This is a genomic window from Novosphingobium chloroacetimidivorans (genome assembly GCF_014204535.1).
In the GTDB taxonomy this organism is placed as follows: domain Bacteria; phylum Pseudomonadota; class Alphaproteobacteria; order Sphingomonadales; family Sphingomonadaceae; genus Novosphingobium; species Novosphingobium chloroacetimidivorans.
In genome coordinates, this window is the sequence record NZ_JACHLR010000003.1 from 17,785 (window position 1) to 38,467 (window position 20,683).

At 66.7% G+C, this 20,683-nt stretch carries 17 protein-coding genes and 1 tRNA gene; 10 read left to right on the forward strand and 8 right to left on the reverse strand.

Annotated elements, in window-relative coordinates; translation table 11 throughout:
* The first annotated feature begins 119 nt into the window (after positions 1-119).
* The 3 genes from HNO88_RS04195 (at position 120) to HNO88_RS04205 (ending at position 1,774) form a co-directional block, all read left to right on the forward strand.
* A tRNA-Leu gene (locus HNO88_RS04195) sits at positions 120-206 on the forward strand.
* A 177-nt stretch (positions 207-383) separates the two neighbouring features.
* Complete coding sequence (gene asd / locus HNO88_RS04200) at positions 384-1,247, forward strand: archaetidylserine decarboxylase (protein ID WP_184242840.1); 864 nt, start codon at positions 384-386, stop codon at positions 1,245-1,247.
* Between the two features lie 374 nt (positions 1,248-1,621).
* Positions 1,622-1,774 carry a hypothetical protein gene (locus HNO88_RS04205; protein ID WP_184242841.1) on the forward strand — a complete coding sequence of 51 codons (153 nt, stop codon included), beginning with the start codon at positions 1,622-1,624 and terminating at the stop codon, positions 1,772-1,774.
* A gap of 32 nt (positions 1,775-1,806) precedes the next feature.
* Here HNO88_RS04205 and HNO88_RS04210 read toward each other — a convergent pair whose 3' ends face one another.
* Positions 1,807-2,778 (reverse strand): bile acid:sodium symporter family protein, encoded by a 972-nt coding sequence (locus HNO88_RS04210; protein WP_184242842.1) that lies wholly within the window; start codon positions 2,776-2,778, stop codon positions 1,807-1,809.
* Positions 2,779-3,116: 338 nt separating this feature from the next.
* On the opposite strand from HNO88_RS04210, the gene HNO88_RS04215 reads away from it, so the two are divergent.
* On the forward strand, positions 3,117-4,070 hold the full coding sequence (locus HNO88_RS04215; protein WP_184242843.1) for an asparaginase: 954 nt from the start codon (positions 3,117-3,119) through the stop codon (positions 4,068-4,070).
* 126 nt (positions 4,071-4,196) lie between these two features.
* Here HNO88_RS04215 and HNO88_RS04220 read toward each other — a convergent pair whose 3' ends face one another.
* Entirely contained in the window at positions 4,197-4,556 is a 360-nt protein-coding gene (locus HNO88_RS04220; protein WP_312856990.1) for a tetratricopeptide repeat protein, read from the reverse strand.
* Positions 4,557-4,858: 302 nt separating this feature from the next.
* On the opposite strand from HNO88_RS04220, the gene HNO88_RS04225 reads away from it, so the two are divergent.
* The 6 genes from HNO88_RS04225 (at position 4,859) to HNO88_RS04250 (ending at position 15,061) form a co-directional block, all read left to right on the forward strand.
* Complete coding sequence (locus tag HNO88_RS04225) at positions 4,859-6,448, forward strand: beta-helix domain-containing protein (protein ID WP_376768748.1); 1,590 nt, start codon at positions 4,859-4,861, stop codon at positions 6,446-6,448.
* Between the two features lie 77 nt (positions 6,449-6,525).
* The gene (locus HNO88_RS04230; protein ID WP_184242845.1) at positions 6,526-9,312 is read left to right on the forward strand and encodes a TonB-dependent receptor domain-containing protein; all 2,787 of its coding nucleotides are present in this window, start codon (positions 6,526-6,528) and stop codon (positions 9,310-9,312) included.
* 216 nt (positions 9,313-9,528) lie between these two features.
* Complete coding sequence (locus HNO88_RS04235; protein ID WP_184242846.1) at positions 9,529-9,753, forward strand: hypothetical protein; 225 nt, start codon at positions 9,529-9,531, stop codon at positions 9,751-9,753.
* Between the two features lie 181 nt (positions 9,754-9,934).
* The gene (locus HNO88_RS04240) at positions 9,935-12,823 is read left to right on the forward strand and encodes a TonB-dependent receptor (RefSeq protein WP_184242847.1); all 2,889 of its coding nucleotides are present in this window, start codon (positions 9,935-9,937) and stop codon (positions 12,821-12,823) included.
* A complete protein-coding gene (locus HNO88_RS04245) occupies positions 12,823-13,881 on the forward strand; it encodes a phytase (protein ID WP_184242848.1) in 1,059 nt (352 codons plus the stop codon). Before HNO88_RS04240 ends, HNO88_RS04245 begins: the two co-directional genes overlap by 1 nt.
* A 52-nt stretch (positions 13,882-13,933) precedes the next feature.
* Positions 13,934-15,061: an alkaline phosphatase gene (locus HNO88_RS04250; RefSeq protein ID WP_246381177.1), complete on the forward strand. Its 1,128-nt coding sequence runs from the start codon at positions 13,934-13,936 to the stop codon at positions 15,059-15,061.
* A 34-nt stretch (positions 15,062-15,095) separates the two neighbouring features.
* Here the strand turns inward: HNO88_RS04250 and HNO88_RS04255 are convergent, their stop codons facing one another.
* From HNO88_RS04255 to cyoB, 6 genes are read right to left on the reverse strand one after another with little or no spacing between them, the layout of a single operon-like run.
* Positions 15,096-15,638 carry a response regulator transcription factor gene (locus HNO88_RS04255; RefSeq protein ID WP_184242849.1) on the reverse strand — a complete coding sequence of 181 codons (543 nt, stop codon included), beginning with the start codon at positions 15,636-15,638 and terminating at the stop codon, positions 15,096-15,098.
* Positions 15,631-16,932, reverse strand: coding sequence for an ATP-binding protein (locus HNO88_RS04260; protein ID WP_221419829.1), 1,302 nt, complete (start codon positions 16,930-16,932; stop codon positions 15,631-15,633). Before HNO88_RS04260 ends, HNO88_RS04255 begins: the two co-directional genes overlap by 8 nt.
* The gene (locus HNO88_RS04265) at positions 16,932-17,693 is read right to left on the reverse strand and encodes an SURF1 family protein (RefSeq protein ID WP_184242850.1); all 762 of its coding nucleotides are present in this window, start codon (positions 17,691-17,693) and stop codon (positions 16,932-16,934) included. Before HNO88_RS04265 ends, HNO88_RS04260 begins: the two co-directional genes overlap by 1 nt.
* Positions 17,630-18,013, reverse strand: a complete 384-nt coding sequence (cyoD, locus tag HNO88_RS04270; RefSeq protein WP_184242851.1) for a cytochrome o ubiquinol oxidase subunit IV — start codon at positions 18,011-18,013, stop codon at positions 17,630-17,632. Before cyoD ends, HNO88_RS04265 begins: the two co-directional genes overlap by 64 nt.
* Entirely contained in the window at positions 18,010-18,663 is a 654-nt protein-coding gene (gene cyoC / locus HNO88_RS04275) for a cytochrome o ubiquinol oxidase subunit III (protein WP_184242852.1), read from the reverse strand. The genes cyoD and cyoC overlap by 4 nt, the downstream gene beginning before the upstream one ends.
* Positions 18,664-18,667: 4 nt before the next feature.
* A complete protein-coding gene (gene cyoB / locus HNO88_RS04280; RefSeq protein WP_184242853.1) occupies positions 18,668-20,668 on the reverse strand; it encodes a cytochrome o ubiquinol oxidase subunit I in 2,001 nt (666 codons plus the stop codon).
* Positions 20,669-20,683 lie beyond the last annotated feature (15 nt).

Genomic DNA, 20,683 nt, shown 5'->3' on the forward strand with positions numbered 1-20,683 from the left:
GCGCCCGGCCCACCGACGACATAAAACAATCGCCATCGCGCTTGCAGCCCCCGCGTTGCTTTGCTAATGGCGCGCTCCTGCCCGGGGGACAGCGCTTTTGCGCATGCCCCCAAGACTGTGCGGTCATGGCGGAATTGGTAGACGCGCAACGTTGAGGTCGTTGTGGGCGAAAGCCCGTGGAAGTTCGAGTCTTCTTGACCGCACCAGGCAGTTTTCGACAACAGCATCGATTTTCGCCTTCGGGCACCCAGCTCGTGCGTGATCGATCCGCCGATCGGACCTATCGCGTCAGCGTTGACCGGAACGCCTGCCCCCTTGCGCAGGTTACAGGAATGCGACCAGGGCAAGCCTGGGTCCAGATCCCAGCCAAGCAAAGGAACGCGATGTCGGAGCGCCTGAAGGTCCTGCTGCAGCACCTGCTGCCCAAGCGCGCGCTGACGCAATTCGCCGGTCGGATCGCGCGTCATCGCGGCGGGGGCAGGACGACGCGGCTGATCCGCTGGTTCGTCGGACGTTATGGCGTCGACATGGCCGAGGCCGCCGATCCCGACCTTGCAAGCTACGGCAGCTTCAACGACTTCTTCACGCGCCCGCTCAGGACAGGTGCGCGTCCGCTCGCTGCTGCGGACTTCGTCTGCCCGGTCGATGGAGCGATCAGCCAGTTCGGCGCCATCGACGATCACCACATCCTGCAGGCCAAGGGACACCGCTTCACCACGACCGCGCTGATCGGAGGAGACGCGCAACTTGCCGCGACCTTCCGCCACGGCAGCTTCGCCAACCTGTATCTCTCGCCCAAGGACTATCACCGCATCCACATGCCCTGCGACGGCGTGCTGGAACGGATGATTCATGTGCCCGGCTCGCTCTATTCGGTGAATCCCGTCACCGCACGCGGGGTGGCGGGGCTGTTCGCACGCAACGAGCGCGTCGTCTGCGTCTTCCGCTCGCCCGAGCACGGGCGGTTCGTGATGGTGCTGGTCGGTGCCACGATCGTCGGCAGCATGGCGACGGTGTGGCACGGCGTGGTCAATCCCAAGCGCACGGGCACACTCGCCGAGTGGTCTTATGACGCAGACGCCGTCGCGCTCAAGAAAGGCGAGGAAATGGGCCGCTTCCTGCTGGGCTCGACGGTCGTGATGCTGTTCCGGCAGGACACTATCGTCTTCAACGCCGCTTGGACGCCGGAAAGATCGGTGCGGCTCGGCGAGCGGATGGGCGATCGGCCGGCCGACCGGCACACCTGAAGCGCCGCAAGCGCCGCGCGCTGGCGCTGGCTGCATCATGCCAGAACCAACGCCGCCTCCGCGATCGCGGAGCATCGCATACGGATGATCAGGCCGGAAGAGTGCGGTGAGGGCTGCATCGCGCCTGCACAAGCGGGCCAGCCCACGTGTGATCTGCCGCGCGCAACTTGCGCAAGGCGCTGGTCGGACATGCCGACAACCAAACCTGTGCCAGCCGGAAACCTGCGCACTCCGCCCGTCGGAACGAGGCGTCTTTCCCGCGCACGCCCGCCTTATCGAAAAAGTCGAACGAAGCGGACGATCTTATCAGGCTTCTGCGCAAGCGAGCTGCGGGCCATCTGTCCCCTCGGCAGAGACGCTCGCAGGAATTCGACATGACACAGACGATCAAGGCTCTCGAGGATCGCACCGGCGCACTGGCCGCGATGGCGCAGCCGGTCCTGGTCGCGCTGTCCACCGCCGGCTTGACCGGCGGCGCCATGGCGGTCGCAGGGATGCTGGCGGGAAGGATGATGCGGCGCGGCTGATCGTCCGCCTGCCGCGGTTCACGCTCGCGGGCTTACACGGCGGGCGCGGGTGTCTCGCTGGCGCGGCGGGCGATGAAGGCGCAGGCGATGAGCTGGATCTGGTGGAACAGCATCAGCGGCAGCAGCACCGCCCCCACTTGCGCCGGGGCGAACAGGACGCCCGCCATGGGAACGCCCGAGGCGAGGCTCTTCTTGGAGCCGCAGAACAGCAGCACGATGGCATCCTCGCGCGGCAGGCGCATGATCCGCGCCAGCACCGTGGTCAGCCCGAGCGCCGCGGCGAGGAGGACGCAGCACAGCACCGCCAGCAGCGTCAGCTCGGACCCAGTGACGCGGCTCCACAGACCCTCCACCACTGCGGCGCTGAATGCGGTGTAGACCACCAGCAGGATCGAACCGCGATCCACGAGTGTCAGCAGCGTCTTGCGCCGCGATACGAAGGCACCGATCCACGGACGCAGGAAGTGGCCGAGCGCGAAGGGCAGCATCAGCTGCAGGGCGATCGTCTCTATCGAGTCGAGCGCTACTCCGGAATGCGCGCCGCTGCGCGCCATCAGCAGCGCGACAAGTGCCGGCGTCAGGAAGATGCCCAGGACGTTGGAGAACGACGCGCTGCACACTGCCGCCGCGACGTTGCCGCGCGCAAGAGCGGTGAAGGCGATCGAGGACTGCACCGTCGACGGCAACAAGGTCAGGAACAGCAGCCCCGCCGCCAGCGGTCCCTGGACCAACGGCAAGGATGTGAGGCCAAGGCCGAGCAGCGGGAACAAGACGAACGTCGTGCCCAGCACGGCAAGGTGCAGCCGCCAATTGCGCGCGCCTTCCAGGATCGCCTCGCGCGACAGCTTGGCGCCGTGAAGAAAGAACAGCAGCACGATTCCGGCGGTGGTGGCGACGTCGGCCACGGCGGCGGCCTGCCCGCGCACCGGCAGCACGCTCGCCAGCAGCACGGTGCCCAGCAAGGCCAGCACGAACGGTTCGAAGATCGCCAGGAAACGTCGCATGAAGGTGCTCTCATAAGGGCGAACGCACGCCCCCTGCTTGCGAAGCGGTCGTGCAGACGTGGGAACGGGTCGGAAGCGGGCGCGTATGCCGCGGCTTCTTCGCGCGTTGAATACACACGCACTGTCCTGCCAGGCAACCGTGAGCCGGGCCCGCGATGCGTCCCTCGTTATCGGCGCCCGCGCACGGCAGTGACAAGGTATGCCGGCAAGCCTTAAACGGCATCACGCGGCGATTTAAGGCAAGATGCTGGCAAAACGCGCCTCCCTGGGCCAAGAGCACCGGCCTTCACGCATGCGTTGCATGTTCGCCCCACACTTGGCCTTGCGAGGATCTGCCGGTGTCCAGCCTTGTCCTGATCGATGCGGGCGGTACCATCGCTTCGATGCCCGATGCCGACGGCGTCCTGATCGGCCGCGACGGCAGCGCGGGACTGGCAGGCACATTGTCCCGGCCTGTGATCGAGCGGCAGGCGTATGCCGGCCTCAGCGAAGACATGACGATGGTGGACGCCATGCGCATCGTCGGCCTCATCGGCGAGGCCGCGGGCCAAGGCGCGCGCGGCGTGGTGGTCACCCATGGTACCGACACGATGGAGGAAGTCGCCTTCCTGGCCGGCCTGTTCCACGGCGGCGCCATGCCCGTAGTGTTCACCGGCGCGCAGCGCGCGCCTTCGCTGCCGGGTTACGACGGCGCGGCGAACCTGCGCGATGCCGTCGCGGTCGCCGATCGCGAGGACGCCAGAGGCATAGGCGTCGCCATCGTCTTTGCCGGGCGTGTCCTCGCCGCGCGGGGCGCGACCAAGCGCGACAGCAGCGCGCCCGATGCCTTTGGGCCCGAGAGCGCGGTGATCGCCCGCGTGGACGAACAGGGCGTGCGCTGGTCGTCACGCCCAATCCGGCCGGCGCCACTGCCCCCGTGCGAGCCCGACCCGTCCGTGCACATCGTGTCGCTGGGACTGGCGAGCGGGCCTGAGCTGATCGACGCCATGGTCGATGCCGGCGCGCGCGGCCTGGTGCTCGAAGGCTTCGGGCGCGGCAACGTACCGATGAGCCTGCTACCTGCCGTGGAGCGGGCGCAGGCCGCAGGCCTGGTGATCGGCCTCGCTTCGCACTGCCCGGAAGGCGGCGTCGCGCCGACATATGCGTCCGGCGCCAGGCTGGCCCAAGCCGGCGTAATCGGCGGCGGTGATCTCAGCGCCCGCAAGCTGCGCCTGCTCCTCGCAGTGGCGCTGGGAGACGGACGCAACGGAGCGCAGGCCACGCACATCGCTCAGGCCTGGCTCACGAGTTGACGCCCTAGCCGGACCTGCGCCGACGAGACGGTCGCCCACGCCCGCCGCAAAATCTCGGCGCGAGGCCTGGTTTCTCGCTCAGCGCGAGGCTCGGTTCGTCGCTCAGCGCGAGGCTCTGTTTGTCGCTCAGCGCGAGGCCTGAGCCGTTGCTCGCTGCAACTTCACCAAGGCGATCCGTGCGACTTCGCGCGAGTCCATCCAGCTGCCGTCCGCCAGCTCGAGATCGTAGCGTTCCGGGCTCGCCACGGCCGCGCGCAAAGCCGCCAGGGCCTTGTCGGTCGAACCCTGGCGGGCATAAGCGGTGCCCAGGTTGATCAGCACCGCCGGATCGCTGCGATCGGCCGAGGCATGTTCCAGCTTGCGCAACGCCGCGTCCGAGTTGCCGGCCGCCAATTCGGCATAGGCAACGTCGGGCGTGCTGCGGTCGGCTTGAGGAGCCATAGGCTGGGCCAGCGCAGAAGCGAGAATGAGGGCGGTCATCAACATAACACGAGTCTCCCGATTATCTTTGTGATGCGGAGAGCTTCTGCTCCTGCGTGGCAGTCCGCAACGAAATGCAGCAACTGTCATAAAACTGCAATCTCGATGTGAAGTTGCCTTCAGCCTCGCAATCGCGCCGAGTCGCGGGAACGATCGGCAAGATCCTTTGCAACCGCAGCGACCAGCCTACGGGAGCTTACCAGGGACTGTCATCATCTTGCCACCATAGTGTCACGTAGCATGCCTAACACGCCGGCCAGCGGCGGCGGACTCGCCCCCGTGTTCGTCCACCAATGGGGGATACATCCGTGAAGAACATCCATGGCCTGCTGCTGGTCGGCTGCAGCGCGCTTGCCCTCGCCGGCTGCGGCCCGAGCGACATCGCCTCGCCCGGCAGCAACGGCGTAGAAATCAACAACCCTGCTCCGACACCGGCTCCTACGGCCGCGCCGACCCCGACGCCCACCCCCACTGGCGTGACGCCGGCCGGCGGCTGCCCGACGATCGCCAGCGATGCAGGCACCGTGACCGGCCCGACCGGCACCTATCGCGTGTGCAACCTGCCTTCGGTGATCAGCCAGTCGATCACGCTGCAGAAGATCCCCGGCCTGGTCTACGCCATGCCCGGCCGAGTCGACGTCGGTTGTGACGGCGGTTACACCGCGCCGACCGCCGCCGCGCCTTTCGCCACATCGACCATCGGCTGCCCGACGGCCAGCCTGACCGCCGACACCAACGTCACCCTGACGATCCAGCCCGGCGTGATCGTGATCGCCTCGGCCGCACAGGCCTGGCTCGCGGTCAACCGCGGCAACAAGATCAGCGCCGTCGGCACCGCCTCGCAGCCGATCATCTTCACCAGCCGCGACAACCTGCTGGGCGTCAGCACCAACACCTCGCAGGGCGAGTGGGGCGGCGTCGTGCTGATGGGCCGCGCGCCCGTCACCGATTGCACCACCGGCACCGTTGCCACGCAGTGCGAGCGCCAGACCGAAGGCGCGCCCAACCCGGCTCGCTTCGGCGGCTCCGACAATGCCTACAATGCCGGCCGCATGAGCTACGTGCAGATCCGCTATTCGGGCTTCATCCTGGGCAACAACACCGAGCTGCAGTCGCTGACCGGCGAAGGCATCGGTACCGGCACCACGCTCGACCACATCATGAGCTTCAACAGCTCGGACGACGGATCCGAGTTCTTCGGCGGCAGCCCGAACATGAAGTACTACGTTGCGGTCGGCGCTGACGACGACAGCCTCGATGTCGACACCGGCGCGCAGATGAACGTGCAGTACGCGCTCATGATCCAGCGCGACGGCCTGGGCGACGCCTTGTTCGAGATCGACTCCAACGGCAACGAAGCCGACACGCCCCGCACCAAGCTGGCCGTGGCAAACTTCACCGCCATCCAGCGCCAGACCAGCAGCAACAACGAGAGCAACGACCAGGCCGCCGGGCTCTTCCGCGGCAACTCGGACACGACGCTGATCAACGGCATCATCAACACGCCGAACAACGAATGCATCCGCATGAACGGTTCGGGCGCGACACCGGCGACGCTGAACGCGTTCTCGGTGGTGATGACCTGCAACGCGACGAAGTTCATCGGCACGGGCACCTTCACGGCCGCCCAGGTCTCGGGCTTCTTCAACGTCGCCGGCCGCAACAACCGCGACGACTTCACCAGCACGCTGACCGGCGCGTTCGTGAACGGCGCGAACGAGAGCGGCGCCACGGCGACCGATCCGAAGGCGACTTCGGCGTTCTTCGACACCACCACCTGGGTGGGTGCCGTGCGCAACGCCGACGACCGCTGGTACGCCGGCTGGACCTGCAACAGCCCGCAGGCGGACTTCGGCGCCGGCAACACGGGTGCCTGCACCACGCTGCCGACCACTTGATAGCGGCTGCCTGACTCGAAGCGGGGGCAGCCGCCATGGCTGCCCCCGTCCTTGCATTTGGATCTAGGGGAATTCCGATGTCGATGACGTCGCGTCTCGTGAGCGCACTCGTTCTGACGACTGCTCTCGTCACGCCTTCGCTGGCCTATGCGCAGGCCGATCAGAACTCGGCGCCGCAACAGCCGCCCAGCGGGCCGGAGCTTGGCAACCCCGCTCCTGCGCAGCCGGTCGACGGCGTCGACCAGGGCGATGCGGGCCAAGGCAACACGGCCACCGCCGATGCCGCCGAAGAGGCGGCCGCTCCGGAGATTTCCGCGCCCGGCGGCGACATCATCGTCACCGGACGGCGCAGCCGCAACGTCGTCAAGGCTTCGAACCAGGTCATCTCGGTCCTCTCGGCCGAGGAAATCGCCCGCACCGGCGAAGGCGACATCGCCGGCGCGCTGGGCCGGGTCACCGGCTTGTCGGTCGTCGGCAACGGCCTCGTCTACGTGCGCGGCCTGGGTGACCGTTACTCGCTGGCGCTGCTGAACGGCTCGCCGCTCCCCAGCCCCGAGCCGCTGCGCCGCGTCGTTCCGCTCGACATCTTCCCCACCGGTGTGATCGCCTCCTCGCTGGTCCAGAAGAGCTACTCGGTGAACTACCCGGGTGAATTCGGCGGCGGCGTGATCAACCTCACCACCAAGGCCGTTCCCAAGGAATCGTTCCTCTCGATCGGCGGCGGCGGCAGCGTCGACACCGAGACCACGGGCGACATCGGCTACTCGTACTACGGCTCCAAGTCGGACTGGACCGGGTTCGACAACGGTGAGCGGGATCTCTCGCCCGAGCTGAAGGACTATTTCGCCAGCGGCTCGCAGGTGAACAACGATGTCGCGCTCGGCCGCCGCGTCGGCGCTACCCTGGTGAACGCGCGCAATGCCGTCGTCCAGCGCGTGCGCGATCTGCCGCCGGGCTACTCGGTCAACATCACCGGCGGCACCTCGTTCGAGGTGGGCGACGCGACGCTCGGCGTGATCGCCGCAGCGGGCTTCAGCAACAAGTGGCGCAACCGCGAGGTCGTTCAGCAGACCTCCAACAGCTCCGACCTGGCGCTCAACACCGACTTCACGCGGGTCAACACCGACAACCACATCATCGCCAACGGCCTGATCGGCCTGGGCGCCGAGTTCGGCGACAACAAGATCCGCTGGACCAACCTCTACATCCGCGACACCGTCAAGCAGACCCGCCTCGGCATAGGCCGGCGCTTCGTCAGCAGCGTCACTGCGGACTACCTGCAGCAGGACACCGCCTGGTACGAACGGCAGCTGATCAACTCGCAAGTCGTCGCCGAACTGCGCCCGACGCCCGAGCTGTCGGTCGACGTGCGCGGCGGCTATGCCAATTCGCAGCGGGAGGCCCCCAACGAGTTCGGCTTCGAGTACGTGCGCACCAACGTGGGCGATCCGCAGACCCGCGACTTGTTCATCAACAACCTGAACGGCAACAGCGGCACCGCCAACGTCGCCTTCTCCGACCTCAACGAGGATCTGTGGTCGGGCGGCATCGACGTGTCGTACAAGGTTACCCCGGACCTCAGCCTGACCGTGGGCGGCGTCTATAGCGACACCAAGCGCGTCAGCTCGCGCCGCGCCTTCACCTTCCGCGCGTCGAGCAGCTTCCCGGCCGGAGCCGCGGTGCTGCGCCCCGACCTGCTGCTGCAACCCGACCTGGTTCTGGGTGTCAACACCGACAGCAGCGGCCGGCCGACGCCGCTTGTCGGCGGGATCGACCTGATCGAGACCGATACCGGCAGCCCCAAGTTCGAAGGAAAGCTGCGCAACTACGCGGGCTATGGCAAGATCAACTGGCAGGCCACCGATGCGCTCAGCATCGATGCCGGTGTGCGCTTCGAGAAGGCACGCCAGTCGGTCGAGGCCGTGCAGGTGTTCAGCACCCCCACGGCGCTTCCGGACTCGCCGACGCTGCGCAAGGAATACTGGCTGCCGGCCGCGACGATCACCTACCAGGTCCAGCCCGACCTGCAGGTACGCCTCAGCGCATCGAAGACGATCGCCCGCCCGCAGTTCCGCGAGCTGATCTACCAACCGTTCTTCGATCCGGACAGCAACCGCCAGTACCTGGGCAACCCGCTGCTGACCGACAGCCAGCTCTACAACGCCGAAGCGCGGGTCGAGTGGTACTTCGCGCCTGACCAGCGCCTCTCGCTTTCGGGCTTCTACAAGAAGATCAAGAACCCGATCGAAAGCTACGTGTTCACGCTCTCCGACGACCTGATCACCAGCTACGCCAATGCGCCCGAAGCTCAGCTGTACGGTGCCGAAGTTGAGCTGCAGAAGTACTTCGACCTGGGTGCGAGCGGCGGCTGGTTCGCGGATCGCCGTGCGGTGGTGGTCGCCAACTACACCTACTCGAACTCCAAGCTAAAGGTCGGCGCTGACGATCAGGTGGCGATCTATCCGCAGGCGGCCGCGACCTCGGCCACCGACTTCTTCCGTGACGGCGCGCCGCTGACCGGACAGTCGGACCACCTGGTCAACCTGCAGCTCGGCCTGGAGAACACCGAGCGCCTGTCGCAGCAGACGATCCTGCTGAACTTCGCCAGCAACCGCGTCGTCAGCCGTGGCCTCAACGGAACCGAGCCGCTGCCCGACGTGATCGAGAAGCCCGGCATCACGCTCGACGTCGTGCTGCGCGAGGGCATCCAGGTGCGCGGCAAGGAAGTCGAGCTCAAGTTCGAGGCACGCAACCTGCTGCGGACCCGGCACCAGGAATACCAGGACAACGGCACCAACCGCATCCAGATCAACAGCTACGATGTGGGTCGTGTGTTCTCCCTGTCGGCGGGCATCACTTTCTGAAGTAGATCCGCCGGCGCGGTTCCTGCACCTGTTCACCCTGACTTTGCCCCGGCCGCAGCAATGCAGCCGGGGCATTTTTTTGCATCCAGCGCTGACGATCGGCGGCGGCGGCATCGCGCAGTCCTGGTCTGTCCAACCCAGGACGGGCCGCATCGTGCCTGGAACTGGCGGCTCGCCCGTCGGTTCGGTCTGGACACGCTGACAGCCAGGCTGCCCATGCCCACCTACACTCTTGTCCCCGACGAGCATGACTACGAGCCCGAAGAGATGGTGGCCGATGGGCCCCGGGACTTGTTGAACCGGGTCTACGGCTACGGCTGGAACGCCGCGCGCGTGCTGCAGGACGGCAGGTTCATCTTCACCGTGTCCCGCAACGTCCAGGGTGTCTGGGCCATCCTTCCGGACCTGCCCGACCGGCCAGAACTGCCCGAGAGCGATTGAGCCAAGCCTGAAGGCACACGCGCTTCGTGTTGCCCCGCAGTCACACGGAATGGTTAATAACCTGTCATCCTGACTGCCGCATCCATGTCGTGCGCGCTTGTAGCATCACTGTCACCAAGGCCCGCTAGCGGCAGCGCCAACGAGCGAGGGCATGCGCCCTCCCGACGATAGGGCACCAACCATGACCAAGCTACCCGTGCGGCTTCGCGCCGCACCGATGTCGACGCGCGCGCTGCTGATCGCCAGTTCGGCCTGGACCCTGCTCGGCGGGAGCGCCGCGATGGCGCAAGGCGTCGGCACCGTCCCGCCCGCGCCCACCGGCGGCGTTCCGGTGCCCGAGCAGTCCACGCCCAGCGCCGCCGCCAGCGCCGCGAGCACCACGATCGACCCGGCGACGCCAAGCCCGGGCGAAGAGATCGTCGTCACCGGCTCGCGCCCGATCGCGGAATCGATCGCGGCCGCCCTGCGCATCCAGAAGGAGTCGCCGGCTCTGGTGAGCGTCGTCTCCGCAGACGCCGCCGGCCGCCTGCCGGACCAGAACATCGCTCAGGCCGTCAGCCGCCTGCCCGGCGTCGGCGTCCAGCGCGACCAGGGCCAGGCCCGCTACATCAACTTGCGCGGCGCGCCGATCAACTGGACGACGCTGTCGATCGACGGCATCAACATCATCAGCCCCGAAGGCCGCGACGCCCGCTTCGACTCCATCCCATCGGCGATCGCCTCGCAGATCGTGGTGCGCAAGGCGGTGACCGCCAACATGACCGGCGAGACCATCGCCGGCAACGTCGACGTCATCACCCGCTCGGCGTTCGACTATGACGGCCTGCACGTCGCCGGCAAGCTGGGCGGCGGCTATGTCGAGCTCGGCAAGCGCCAGGAATACGAAGGCCAGCTGGTCCTGGCCAACCGCTGGGACACCGGCATCGGTGAGTTCGGCGCGCTGGTTTCGGGCAGCTACTACCAGCGCGACATGGTCACCGACAATGGGGAGACCGACTGGGAAGCGGTGAGCGAAGACCGCCGCCCCGGCAACGCCGACCGCGTCTGGGCGCGCGAGACCGAGAACAAGCTCTACCGCCTGACGCGCAAGAACTACTCGGTTTCCGGCAAGCTGGAATGGAAGCCGACGCCGGATCATCGGCTGTTCGCATCCTCGATCTACACCGCGTTCACCGACGATGAATCGCGCAACAACTACATCTTCGATCTCGATGACCAGCAGTCGCGCGTGCCCACCAGCACCGCCGCCTGCCCGACTACGACGAGCCTGGCTGCGAATACCACCGGATACGCCGACGTTTGCGCCGGCAACACGCCTTACCAGGGCACCGTCTACGGCGTCGACCTGAACTCCAACATGCTGATCCGCGAATACAAGCAGTCGGTCTTCACCAACACGGTCGGCGGTGACCATGATCTCGGCCGCATCCAGGTGCGCTGGCGGGGCAACTACACCCGCTCGGTGGATGACCGCTCGGCGCCGGCGCAGCTCAACTACGACAGCGGCGGCTTCGGCACCAATGGCGCCAGCGCTCCCGCAAATCGCCTCACCGTGGGTTACGACCTGACCGACAAGAAGCACCCGTTGGTGGAGCTCTACCGCACGCTGCGCAGCTCGACCGGCGTGCTCAGCCGCGGTGCGCGCGTCAACCAGATCGAGGACTTCGGCGCCACCCTCGCCCGCGTGCGCGGCCTGAAGGCCAAGGACGTCACCGACGCCTACACCGGCAAGCTGGACTTCAGCTACGATGCGGATTGGTTCGGCGGCACCAAGCTGATGTTCGGCGTGCAGTACGACAACCGCAAGAAGGAATCGAACGAGCGCATCCTCGACATCTCCGTCAGCTCCTCGAACAATCCCTACAACCTGCCGCTGAACTACTCGGCCGTGGCGCTGGCGAACGACCCGGCGTTCAAGGGCGAGTACCCCCTGGGCTACCAGTTCCGCTACCATGGCAAGAAGCAGAGCATCGCCATCGTCGATCAGGCGGAGGCTGGCGGCGCTAAGTACGTCTCCACCCTGGCTAACTTCTATGATGTGCGCGAAGAAGTCTGGTCGGGCTATGGCATGTTCGAGACCAAGATGGATTGGGGTTCGATCATCGGCGGAGCTCGCGTTGAGCACATCAAGAACGAGAGCTCGGCCTTTGCCACCGTCAACGGCACGTCCAGCCAGATCACCATCCCGCGCGACCAAACGCTGATCTATCCCAGCGTCCACTTCAATTGGGACATGGACGATACCAAGAAGCTGCGCCTGTCGTTCAGCACCGGTGCCTCGCGTCCCGACTACGATCAGCTAAGGCCGAACCTAACTGTCAGCGATGCGAACCAGACGATCTCGGGCGGCAACCCCGATGCCGAGCCCGAGCGTGCAAAGGGCGTCGACCTCTACTTCGAATGGTACATGCAGCCGCAAGGCTTCTTCTCGCTCGGTGCGTTCTACAAGGATGTGAAGGACACGCTGTTCGACACCACACGCCCCTTCAACTCGGACGCGTTGAACCTAGACGGAGTCGATCGCTCCGGTTACATCTTCTCCGGCATCGCCAACGGTGGTGACGGCTACATCTGGGGCATCGAAGGCGCGTTCCAGCAGCAACTCGAGGGCTACCAGGCGGACCTCGGCCTGCCGGACTGGACGGGCGGCTTCGGCATCCTCCTGAATGCCACTTACAACAAGAGCCAGGCGGAAACGCCGGACGGCCGCAAGGTCATGTTCCCCGGCACGTCCAAGTGGGTCATGAACGCCAGCCTCTTCTATGAGAAGTACGGCTTCTCGGCGCGCGTTTCGTACCAGAACCGCACCAAGTGGATCGACGCAATCGGTGACTTCGATACCATAAACGGCGTGTTCCGCGGCACCACGGGTGGCGACGAGTTCTGGGCGCGCGACGATGAGCTCGACGCCTCGCTGCGCTATGCGATCACGCCGAACTTCGAGGTCTATGCCGACTTCTCGAACCTGCTGAACGGCCCCGGCCGCCGCTTCGCCGGTGTCAGCGCGCGGACGCTGGAAGTCGAGACCTTCGGGCGGCGCTACACCGGCGGCGTGCGGTTCAACTTCTGATGCGGCGCGTTCCTTCCGCGATACTCACCTTTGCGTTCGCGCTGCTGGCTGGATGTGCCGAGGCTCCGGTCTCGGCACCGCTTGCACAGGGCGCGTCTGCGACCGTCACCGCACGGGGCGAGACCGTGCCGGTGGGCACCGGCGAGGATGCCGCGGACGATCCGGCGATCTGGCGCAACCCGCGCCGGCCCGCCGACAGCCTGGTGGTCGCCACAGACAAGCGCGCCGGGCTCCACCTCTATGACCTCGCCGGCCGCCACCTCGACTTCGCCCCCTCTCCCCGCCTCAACAACGTAGACTTGCGTGCCGATGTCGCGCTTGACGGCGGACGAGGCATCATCGTCGCCGCCAGCGATCGCGCCAACGAGGCGCAGGCCCGCATCGCGCTGTTCCGGCTCGATTCCGCAGCTCGCAAGCTCGTGCCGCTCGGTAATCCCGCAGCGGGTGCCGGCGAGGCATACGGCCTGTGCCTGTGGCGCCGCGCGTCGGACAAGGCGCTGTTCGCCTTCGTGGTGATGAAGGACGGGCGCATCGACCAGTTCCGCATCGGCGCCGAGGCCCGGCCTTCGGCGCAACTGGTCCGGCAATTGCGGCTCGGCACCCAGTCCGAGGGCTGTGTCGCCGACGATCGCACCGGCATGCTCTACGTCGCGGAGGAGGACGTGGGCATCTGGCGCTTCGCGGCCGATCCTTCCGCACCTGCAACGCCTGTCCCCGGCCCCCGGGTTGACAGGCGCTTCCTCGTCGCCGACGCGGAAGGCCTGGCGATCGCGCCCAAGGGACGCAGCGGCGGCTGGCTGATCGGATCGAGCCAGGGCGACGATGCCTATGCGGTATGGCGCCTGCCCGACCTCAAGCCCGTCGGCCGCTTCCGCATCGGCGCGGGGCAGTTCGGCGCGACGTCGCAGACCGATGGGATCGAGATCGCGCTGGGCAACTTCGGCCCGGAGTTTCCCAAAGGGCTGATGGTCGCACAGGACGGCGACAACGCGCCCAGCATGCAGAACTTCAAGCTCGTGTCCTGGGATGACATCGCCAAGGCCTTGCACCTGAAGTGAAGACCCACATCGACGCTCGCGGCAAGGCTGGGGCGAGTTGGAGCACTGATCCATGACTTATCCGCCCACCTCACGTACGCGTCTCCGCAAGGTCGCCGCCCTGCTCGCCGGCATGGTGGCGCTCGTCAGCGCGCCCCTCGCTGCCAAGCAAGAGCCGCAGCGTGCGCGCAACGTGATCCTGTTCCTCGGCGATGCCGGGGGCCTGTCCACGCTCAATGCCGCGGGCATCCTGGCGCACGACAAGCCGCAGTCGCTGTACATCCAGTCGATGCCGCATATCGGCCTGTCGGACACGTCCTCCACCGACCGCTGGGTGACGGACTCCGCCGCCGGGATGACCGCGATCATGACCGGTCGCAAGACCGGCAACGGCGTCGTCTCGATGGCACCCGGTCCCGGCGGCGCGCCGCTCAAGACCTTGCTCGAATATGCCGAGGAACGCGGCCTCTCGACCGGGGTCGTCACCAACATGAAGATCTGGGATGCGACGCCCGCCGCCTGCTACGCGCATGCCGCATCGCGCAAGAGCAAGGACGAGATCTTTGCCCAGATGCTTAGGCCCCGCTTCGGCAACGGTGTCGACATCCTGCTCGGCAAGGGCAAGGCGGACGCGCTCGCCTCGTTCTCGGCGCGCGGGACCAGCGCGCAGCAGGCGTTCACCGGCGCCGGCTATCGCTTCGGTGACGATCCGGCGCTGATCGGCTCGGCCAGCCGCGCGGTGGTGCTGCGCGACGAGGACTACGCGCCGCTCCCTGCCGTATCGGCCACGGTCAAGCAGCTGGCCCGCAATCCAAAGGGCTACTTCCTGATGGTCGAGTGGGACATGCACACCGACGATCCACAGGCAGGCCTGCGCCACGTGATCGAGATGGACGACATGATCCGCCAGATCAGCGCGCAGGCCGGCAAGGACACGCTGATCCTCTTCACCGCCGACCACAGCTTCGGGCTGCGCCTGATGGGGGGCAAGCGGGGCACGCCATTGCAGGCGCAGTTCGATGCAGAGGCGACCAAACCCGGTGCCACTCCGGCGAACAACGCTGTGATCCCTGTCGACGACGGGCATTCGGGCGAGGAAGTGATCGCCGCCGCTTCAGGTCCGGGCGCCGAACGCGTGCGCGGCTTCTTTCCGAATACACAACTGTTCGACGTGATGCTGGAGGCGTTCGGCTGGCGCTGAGGCGCCTTGGAGCGCCAAGCGCCAGCAAGGGCAGTTACTTGACCGGGCGCTTCTCGAGCTTGCGAGCCAGGGTGCGGCGATGCATGCCGAGCCGGCGCGCGGTTTCCGAGATGTTGAAGCCGGTGGCCGCCAGCGTCTCGTTGATCGTCTCCCACTCGCGCGTCTTGGGCGTGGCGGCGCGTGCGGCGATGGCGACTTCGGGATCGGCGGTGGTGCGGCCGAACGCGGCCTCGATGTCGTCGGTGGTGGATGGCTTCACCAGATAGTGTTGCGCGCCCAGCTTGATCGCCTCCACGGCAGTGGCGATGCTGGCATAGCCGGTGAGCACCACGATCGGCATCGCCGGGTCGAGCGCGTGGAGCTGCTGCACGCAGGGCAGGCCCGAGCTGGTCCCCAGCTTGAGGTCGACGACGGCATGAGTCGGCCTGCGCTGGCTTAGCAGCGCGTCGAGTTGCGCCGGATCGCTGGCCACGCGCACGCGGTAGCCGCGACGCTCGAACGATCGCTGCAAGGTGCGGGCGAAGGTCTCGTCGTCCTCGACGATCAGCAATTCGGGCGGCAGTTCGGGCTCAGCCATCGCCATGACCTCCTGCCGTTCCCGCGAGCGGCAGCGCCAGCGTCACTCCCGCGCCGCCCTCCGGCCGGTTGCTTGCCTCCAGCCTCCCGCCGAGGCGGCGCACCACGTTGGCGGCGAGGAACAGGCCGAGGCCATGCCCGGCGCCCTTGCTCGACTGGTAGGGCCGACCCAGCTGCGCCAGCACCGGGGCGGGGAAGCCCGGCCCCTCGTCCTCCACCACGATCGCCAGCATGCCGTCCTCGACGCGGGCCACGAGCCGGACGGCGGACGGCGAGACTTCGGCCGCGTTGTCGAGCACGCTCCAGATCGCTTGCCGCAGCTCCGGGTTGACCGCGGTCATGGCGCCGGCAATCCCTTCCGGACGGTAACTCAGCGGCACGTCGGGGTGCGTCGGGCGCCAGGCCTGTATGGTCGCGTTCAGGAATGCATCGGCGGCCGCGCCCTCCATCTGCTCGCCGCGGGGCTGGCCGGCGGAGTGCAGGATGTCGGTGACGATGCCCTTGCAGCGCTGGATCTCCGCCTGCATCGCCGCGACATCGGCGAGCAGCTCCGGATCGCGCGCGATCGCAGGATCCCGCCGCCAGTCGGCCAGGATCACCGCGAGCGTGCCGAGCGGCGTGCCGAGTTCATGCGCGGCGCCCGAGGCGAACAGGCCCATGCGCACGATGCCTTCTTCCTCCGCCGCATGCTGGCGCAGATCGGCAAGGTAGGCGTCTCGCGCGCGCAAGTTGCGGCTGATCCGGGCGATGAAGAACACCAGCAGCGCCGCCACCATCAGGAAAGCCGTCCAGCGGCCCAGGTCCAGCAAGTCGAGCGCGGAGCCGGGCAATGCCAGCGGCACGTAGCGCAGGCTCAGCAAGCCATAGCTCAGCGCCGCCGCGGCCGCGAGCACGCCTGCGGCCAACGGAGGCAGCAGGATCGCGCCGAGCACGACCTGCAGCAGGAACAGCGAGATGAAGGGATTGCTCGCCCCGCCGCTGAAGTAGAGTTGCAGCGTCAGCGCCGCCATATCGATCAGCAGCGCCAGCATGATCTCGCTGGCGAGCACCCGCTGACGTTTCAAAGCCATCGTCGCCAGCAGGTTGGCGAAGGCCAGAAAGGCGGTAAGCCCCAGCATCGGCGCGAGGGCGAGCGGCACGTGCAGCACATGGTGCGTCAGCAGGATGGTGAGCGTCTGCCCGGCGACGGCTATCCAGCGCAGCTGGATCAGCTGGCGCATGTTCTCCACCGCCGCTGTCTCCGGCGATGGGCCGGCAGGCGCTCGTCCGGTAAAGGGCAGCAGCGGCCTGTCCATCACCTCACCCCCCTCTCCCGCCAGACCCGGACGGCCGCGAAGCCACACAGACCCGCAAGGCCGAACCAGGTCAAGGCATAGACCAGGTGGTTGTTGCTGAAGCGGATCACGGTCAATCCGCCGACGGGCAAGGCGCGGGGATCGGCGGAGGCCTCGGCATCGACGAAGAACGGCGCGACATCGGTCAGGCGTCTGGCCCGGGCGATCGCGGCGACGTCGCGCGAGTACCAGCGGTTCGCGCCCGGATCGTTCGCGCGCAGGAAGCCGCCGCCCGGTTCGCTGACGCGCATGAGTCCGGTGACGCTGACGGGACCCTCCGGAGCCCGGGTCGCCGATGAACCGCGCAGCCCGGAAGGCACGAAGCCGCGGTTGACCAGGATCGTACCGGCAGTCGTGCGCAACGGTGTCAGCACCCAGAAACCGGGGCCACGCTCGGTCACCGCCTGCACCAGGGTCTCGCGATCGCGCAGGTAGGAGCCTGCCATGCGGACGCGGCGATACTCGAACGCGTCGGGCGTCAGGTTCCGCCAGACGGACGACGATGGCAGGGGCACGGGAGCGGCATGGACCCGCGCCTCGACCCGGGCGATCAGGTCAAGTTTCCATGCCCGCCGCTCCCACTGCCACGCGCCGAGGGCCACGAAGCCACACAGCGCCAGCAGCGCCAGCCCGGCAAGCCAGTACCGGCGCGTGGTGGTCAGGACCCCATGCCGGTCTGCACCACCGGCATCATGTTGGTGTTGAGGTGGTACATGATCCATAGCGAGCCCGAGATCACGATCAGCACGATCACCGCGGCAAAGGCATAGGCGAGCAGCGTCCAACCCCCCTCCGAGCGCGTGTTGACGTGGAGGAAGCAGACGGTGTGGACCAGGATCTGCACCACGGCCAGCGCGATGATGGCGATCGCCGTCACCTGGGTGCTCAGCGTGCCGGTCATCACCAGCCAGAAGGGAATGGCGGTGAGGACGACCGAGAGCAGGAAGCCGATCAGGTAGCCCTTGCGCGAGCCATGGCCCTCCATCTCGCCGGGAGCGTGGGCGTCACCATGGTGGCCATGATTGTGAGTGGCCTCGTTCATCGCAGCATCCCCAGGAGGTAGACGAAGGTGAAGACGCCGATCCAGATGACGTCCAGGAAGTGCCAGAACATGCTGAGGCACATCAGCCGGCGCTGGTTCTCGGGGTGCAACCCGCGCTGGCCGAGCTGGACCAGCATGACGACCAGCCAGATGATCCCGAACGTCACGTGCAGGCCGTGCGTCGCCACCAGCGTGAAGAAGGCCGACAGGAAGGCGCTGCGCTGCGGGGTCGCGCCTTCCGCGATCAGGTTGGAGAACTCGTAGAGCTCCACGCCGACGAAGGCGATTCCGAGCAGCCCGGTGAGCGCCAGCCAGGCCCGTGTGCCGCCCAGCTTGCCCTCCTGCATCGCGATCATCGCGAAGCCATAGGTGATCGAGGAGATCAGCAGGATCGCGGTGTTCACCGCCACCAGCGGCAGCTCGAAGATCTCGCGCGGGGTCGGCCCGCCGGCGTAGGCGGTACTGAGCACGCCGTATGTGGCGAAGAGCGAGGCGAAGATGAGCGCGTCGCTCATCAGGTAGATCCAGAAGCCCAGCATGGTGCTGCTACCGGGCTCGTGGTGATGCTCGTGATCGTCCAGGACGTAGAAGGACGGGGCTTCGTGATCCAGCGCCACGGGTGCGCTCGCTTCGGGTGCGGTGTTGCTCATGGCCTCAGGCTCCGGCCGCGAGCAGGCGGGTGCGCGCGTCTTCCTGGCGCGTCACTTCGTCGGCGGGGATGAAGTAATCGCGGTTGTAGTTGAAGGTGTGGGCGATGCTCAGGACCAGCAGGCCGACAGCCGACAGCACCGCCAGCCACCACATGTACCACACCATCGCGAAGCCGAGCGCCAGGGCGAGCCCCGAAAGGATCACGCCCATGCCGGTGTTGCGCGGCATGTGGATCGGGCTGAACCCGCTGGTCGGCCGGGACGCATTGCGGTTCTTCATGTCGTACCAGGCGTCGAGGTCGTGGATCACCGGCGTGTGCGCGAAGTTGTAGGCGGGCGGAGGCGAGGCGATCGACCACTCCAGCGTGCGCGCGTTCCAGGGATCGCCCGTGGTGTCGCGAAGCTTCTCGCGGTTGCGGATCGAGACGAATATCTGGATCAGGAACCCGGCGATGCCCACCGCGATGATCAGCGCGCCGATGGCGGCGACGATGAAGAACGGCTGCATCGCCGGATCGTCGAAGTGGCGCAGGCGGCGCGTCGCGCCCATCAGGCCGACGATGTAGATCGGCGTCCAGGCGACCCAGTAGCCGATCACCCAGCCCCAGAAGTGGACCTTGCCCCAGAACGGATCGAGCTTGAAGCCGAAGGCCTTCGGGGACCAGTAGTCGATGCCGGCGAACAGGCCGAACACGACGCCGCCGATGATCACGTTGTGGAAGTGCGCCACCAGGAACAGCGAGTTGTGCAGCACGAAGTCGGCCGGCGGCACCGCCAGCAGCACGCCGGTCATGCCGCCCACCGTGAAGGTCAGCATGAAGGCGACCACCCACATCATCGGCAGCTCGAAGCGGATGCGGCCGCGGTACATCGTGAACAGCCAGTTGAAGATCTTGGCGCCCGTCGGGATCGAGATCACCATCGTGGCGATGCCGAAGAAGCTGTTGACGCTGGCGCCCGATCCCATCGTGAAGAAGTGGTGCAGCCAGACCAGGAAGCTGAGGATGGCGATGACCACGGTGGCGTAGACCATCGAGGAATAGCCGAACAGGCGCTTGCCGGTGAAGGTGCTGGTGATCTCGGAATAGATGCCGAAGACGGGCAGGACCAGGACGTAGACCTCCGGGTGACCCCATATCCACACCAGGTTCCAGTACATCATCGGGTTGCCGCCGAGATCGTTGGTGAAGAAGTCGGTGCCGACGTAGCGGTCGAGCATCAGCATCGCGAAGGCGGCGGTCAGGATCGGGAAGATGGCGACGACCAGCACGTTGCTGCACAGCGCGGTCCAGCAGAAGATCGGCATCTTCATCATCGTCATGCCGGGCGCGCGCATCTTGATGATGGTGACCACCATGTTGATGCCCGACAGCGTCGTGCCGATGCCGGCGATCTGGAGGGCCCACAGGTAATAGTCGGGCCCGGTATCCGGACTGTTCTGCAGGTTGGAGACCGGCACGTAGTTCAGCCAGCCCGCGCGCGAGAACTCACCGACGAACAGCGACACCATCACCAGCAGCGCACCGGCGACGGTCAGCCAGAAGCTGAGGTTGTTGAGGAACGGAAAGGCGACGTCGCGCGCGCCGATCTGCAGCGGCATGACGTAGTTGATCAGGCCGACCACCAGCGGGATGGCCACGAAGAAGATCATGATCGTCCCGTGCGCGGTGAAGACCTGATCGTAGTGGTGGGCGTTGAGGTAGCCCTCGTTCGCCCCGAACGCGAGCGCCTGCTGGCTGCGCATCATCAGCGCGTCGGCAAAGCCGCGCAGCAGCATGATGACGCCCAGGATGATGTACATGATGCCGATCTTCTTGTGATCGACGCTGGTGAACCACTCGGTCCACAGATAGCCCCACAGGCGGTACTTGGTGACCAGCACGAGGATGGCCGTGCCCAGGACGACGACACCGGCGAAGGTGACGAGCAGGATCGGCTCATGGATCGGGAAGGATTCCCAGCCCAGTCGGCCGAAGATGATCTTTGCGAGAGGTTCGTTGAACATGATCTCTCCGGCGGC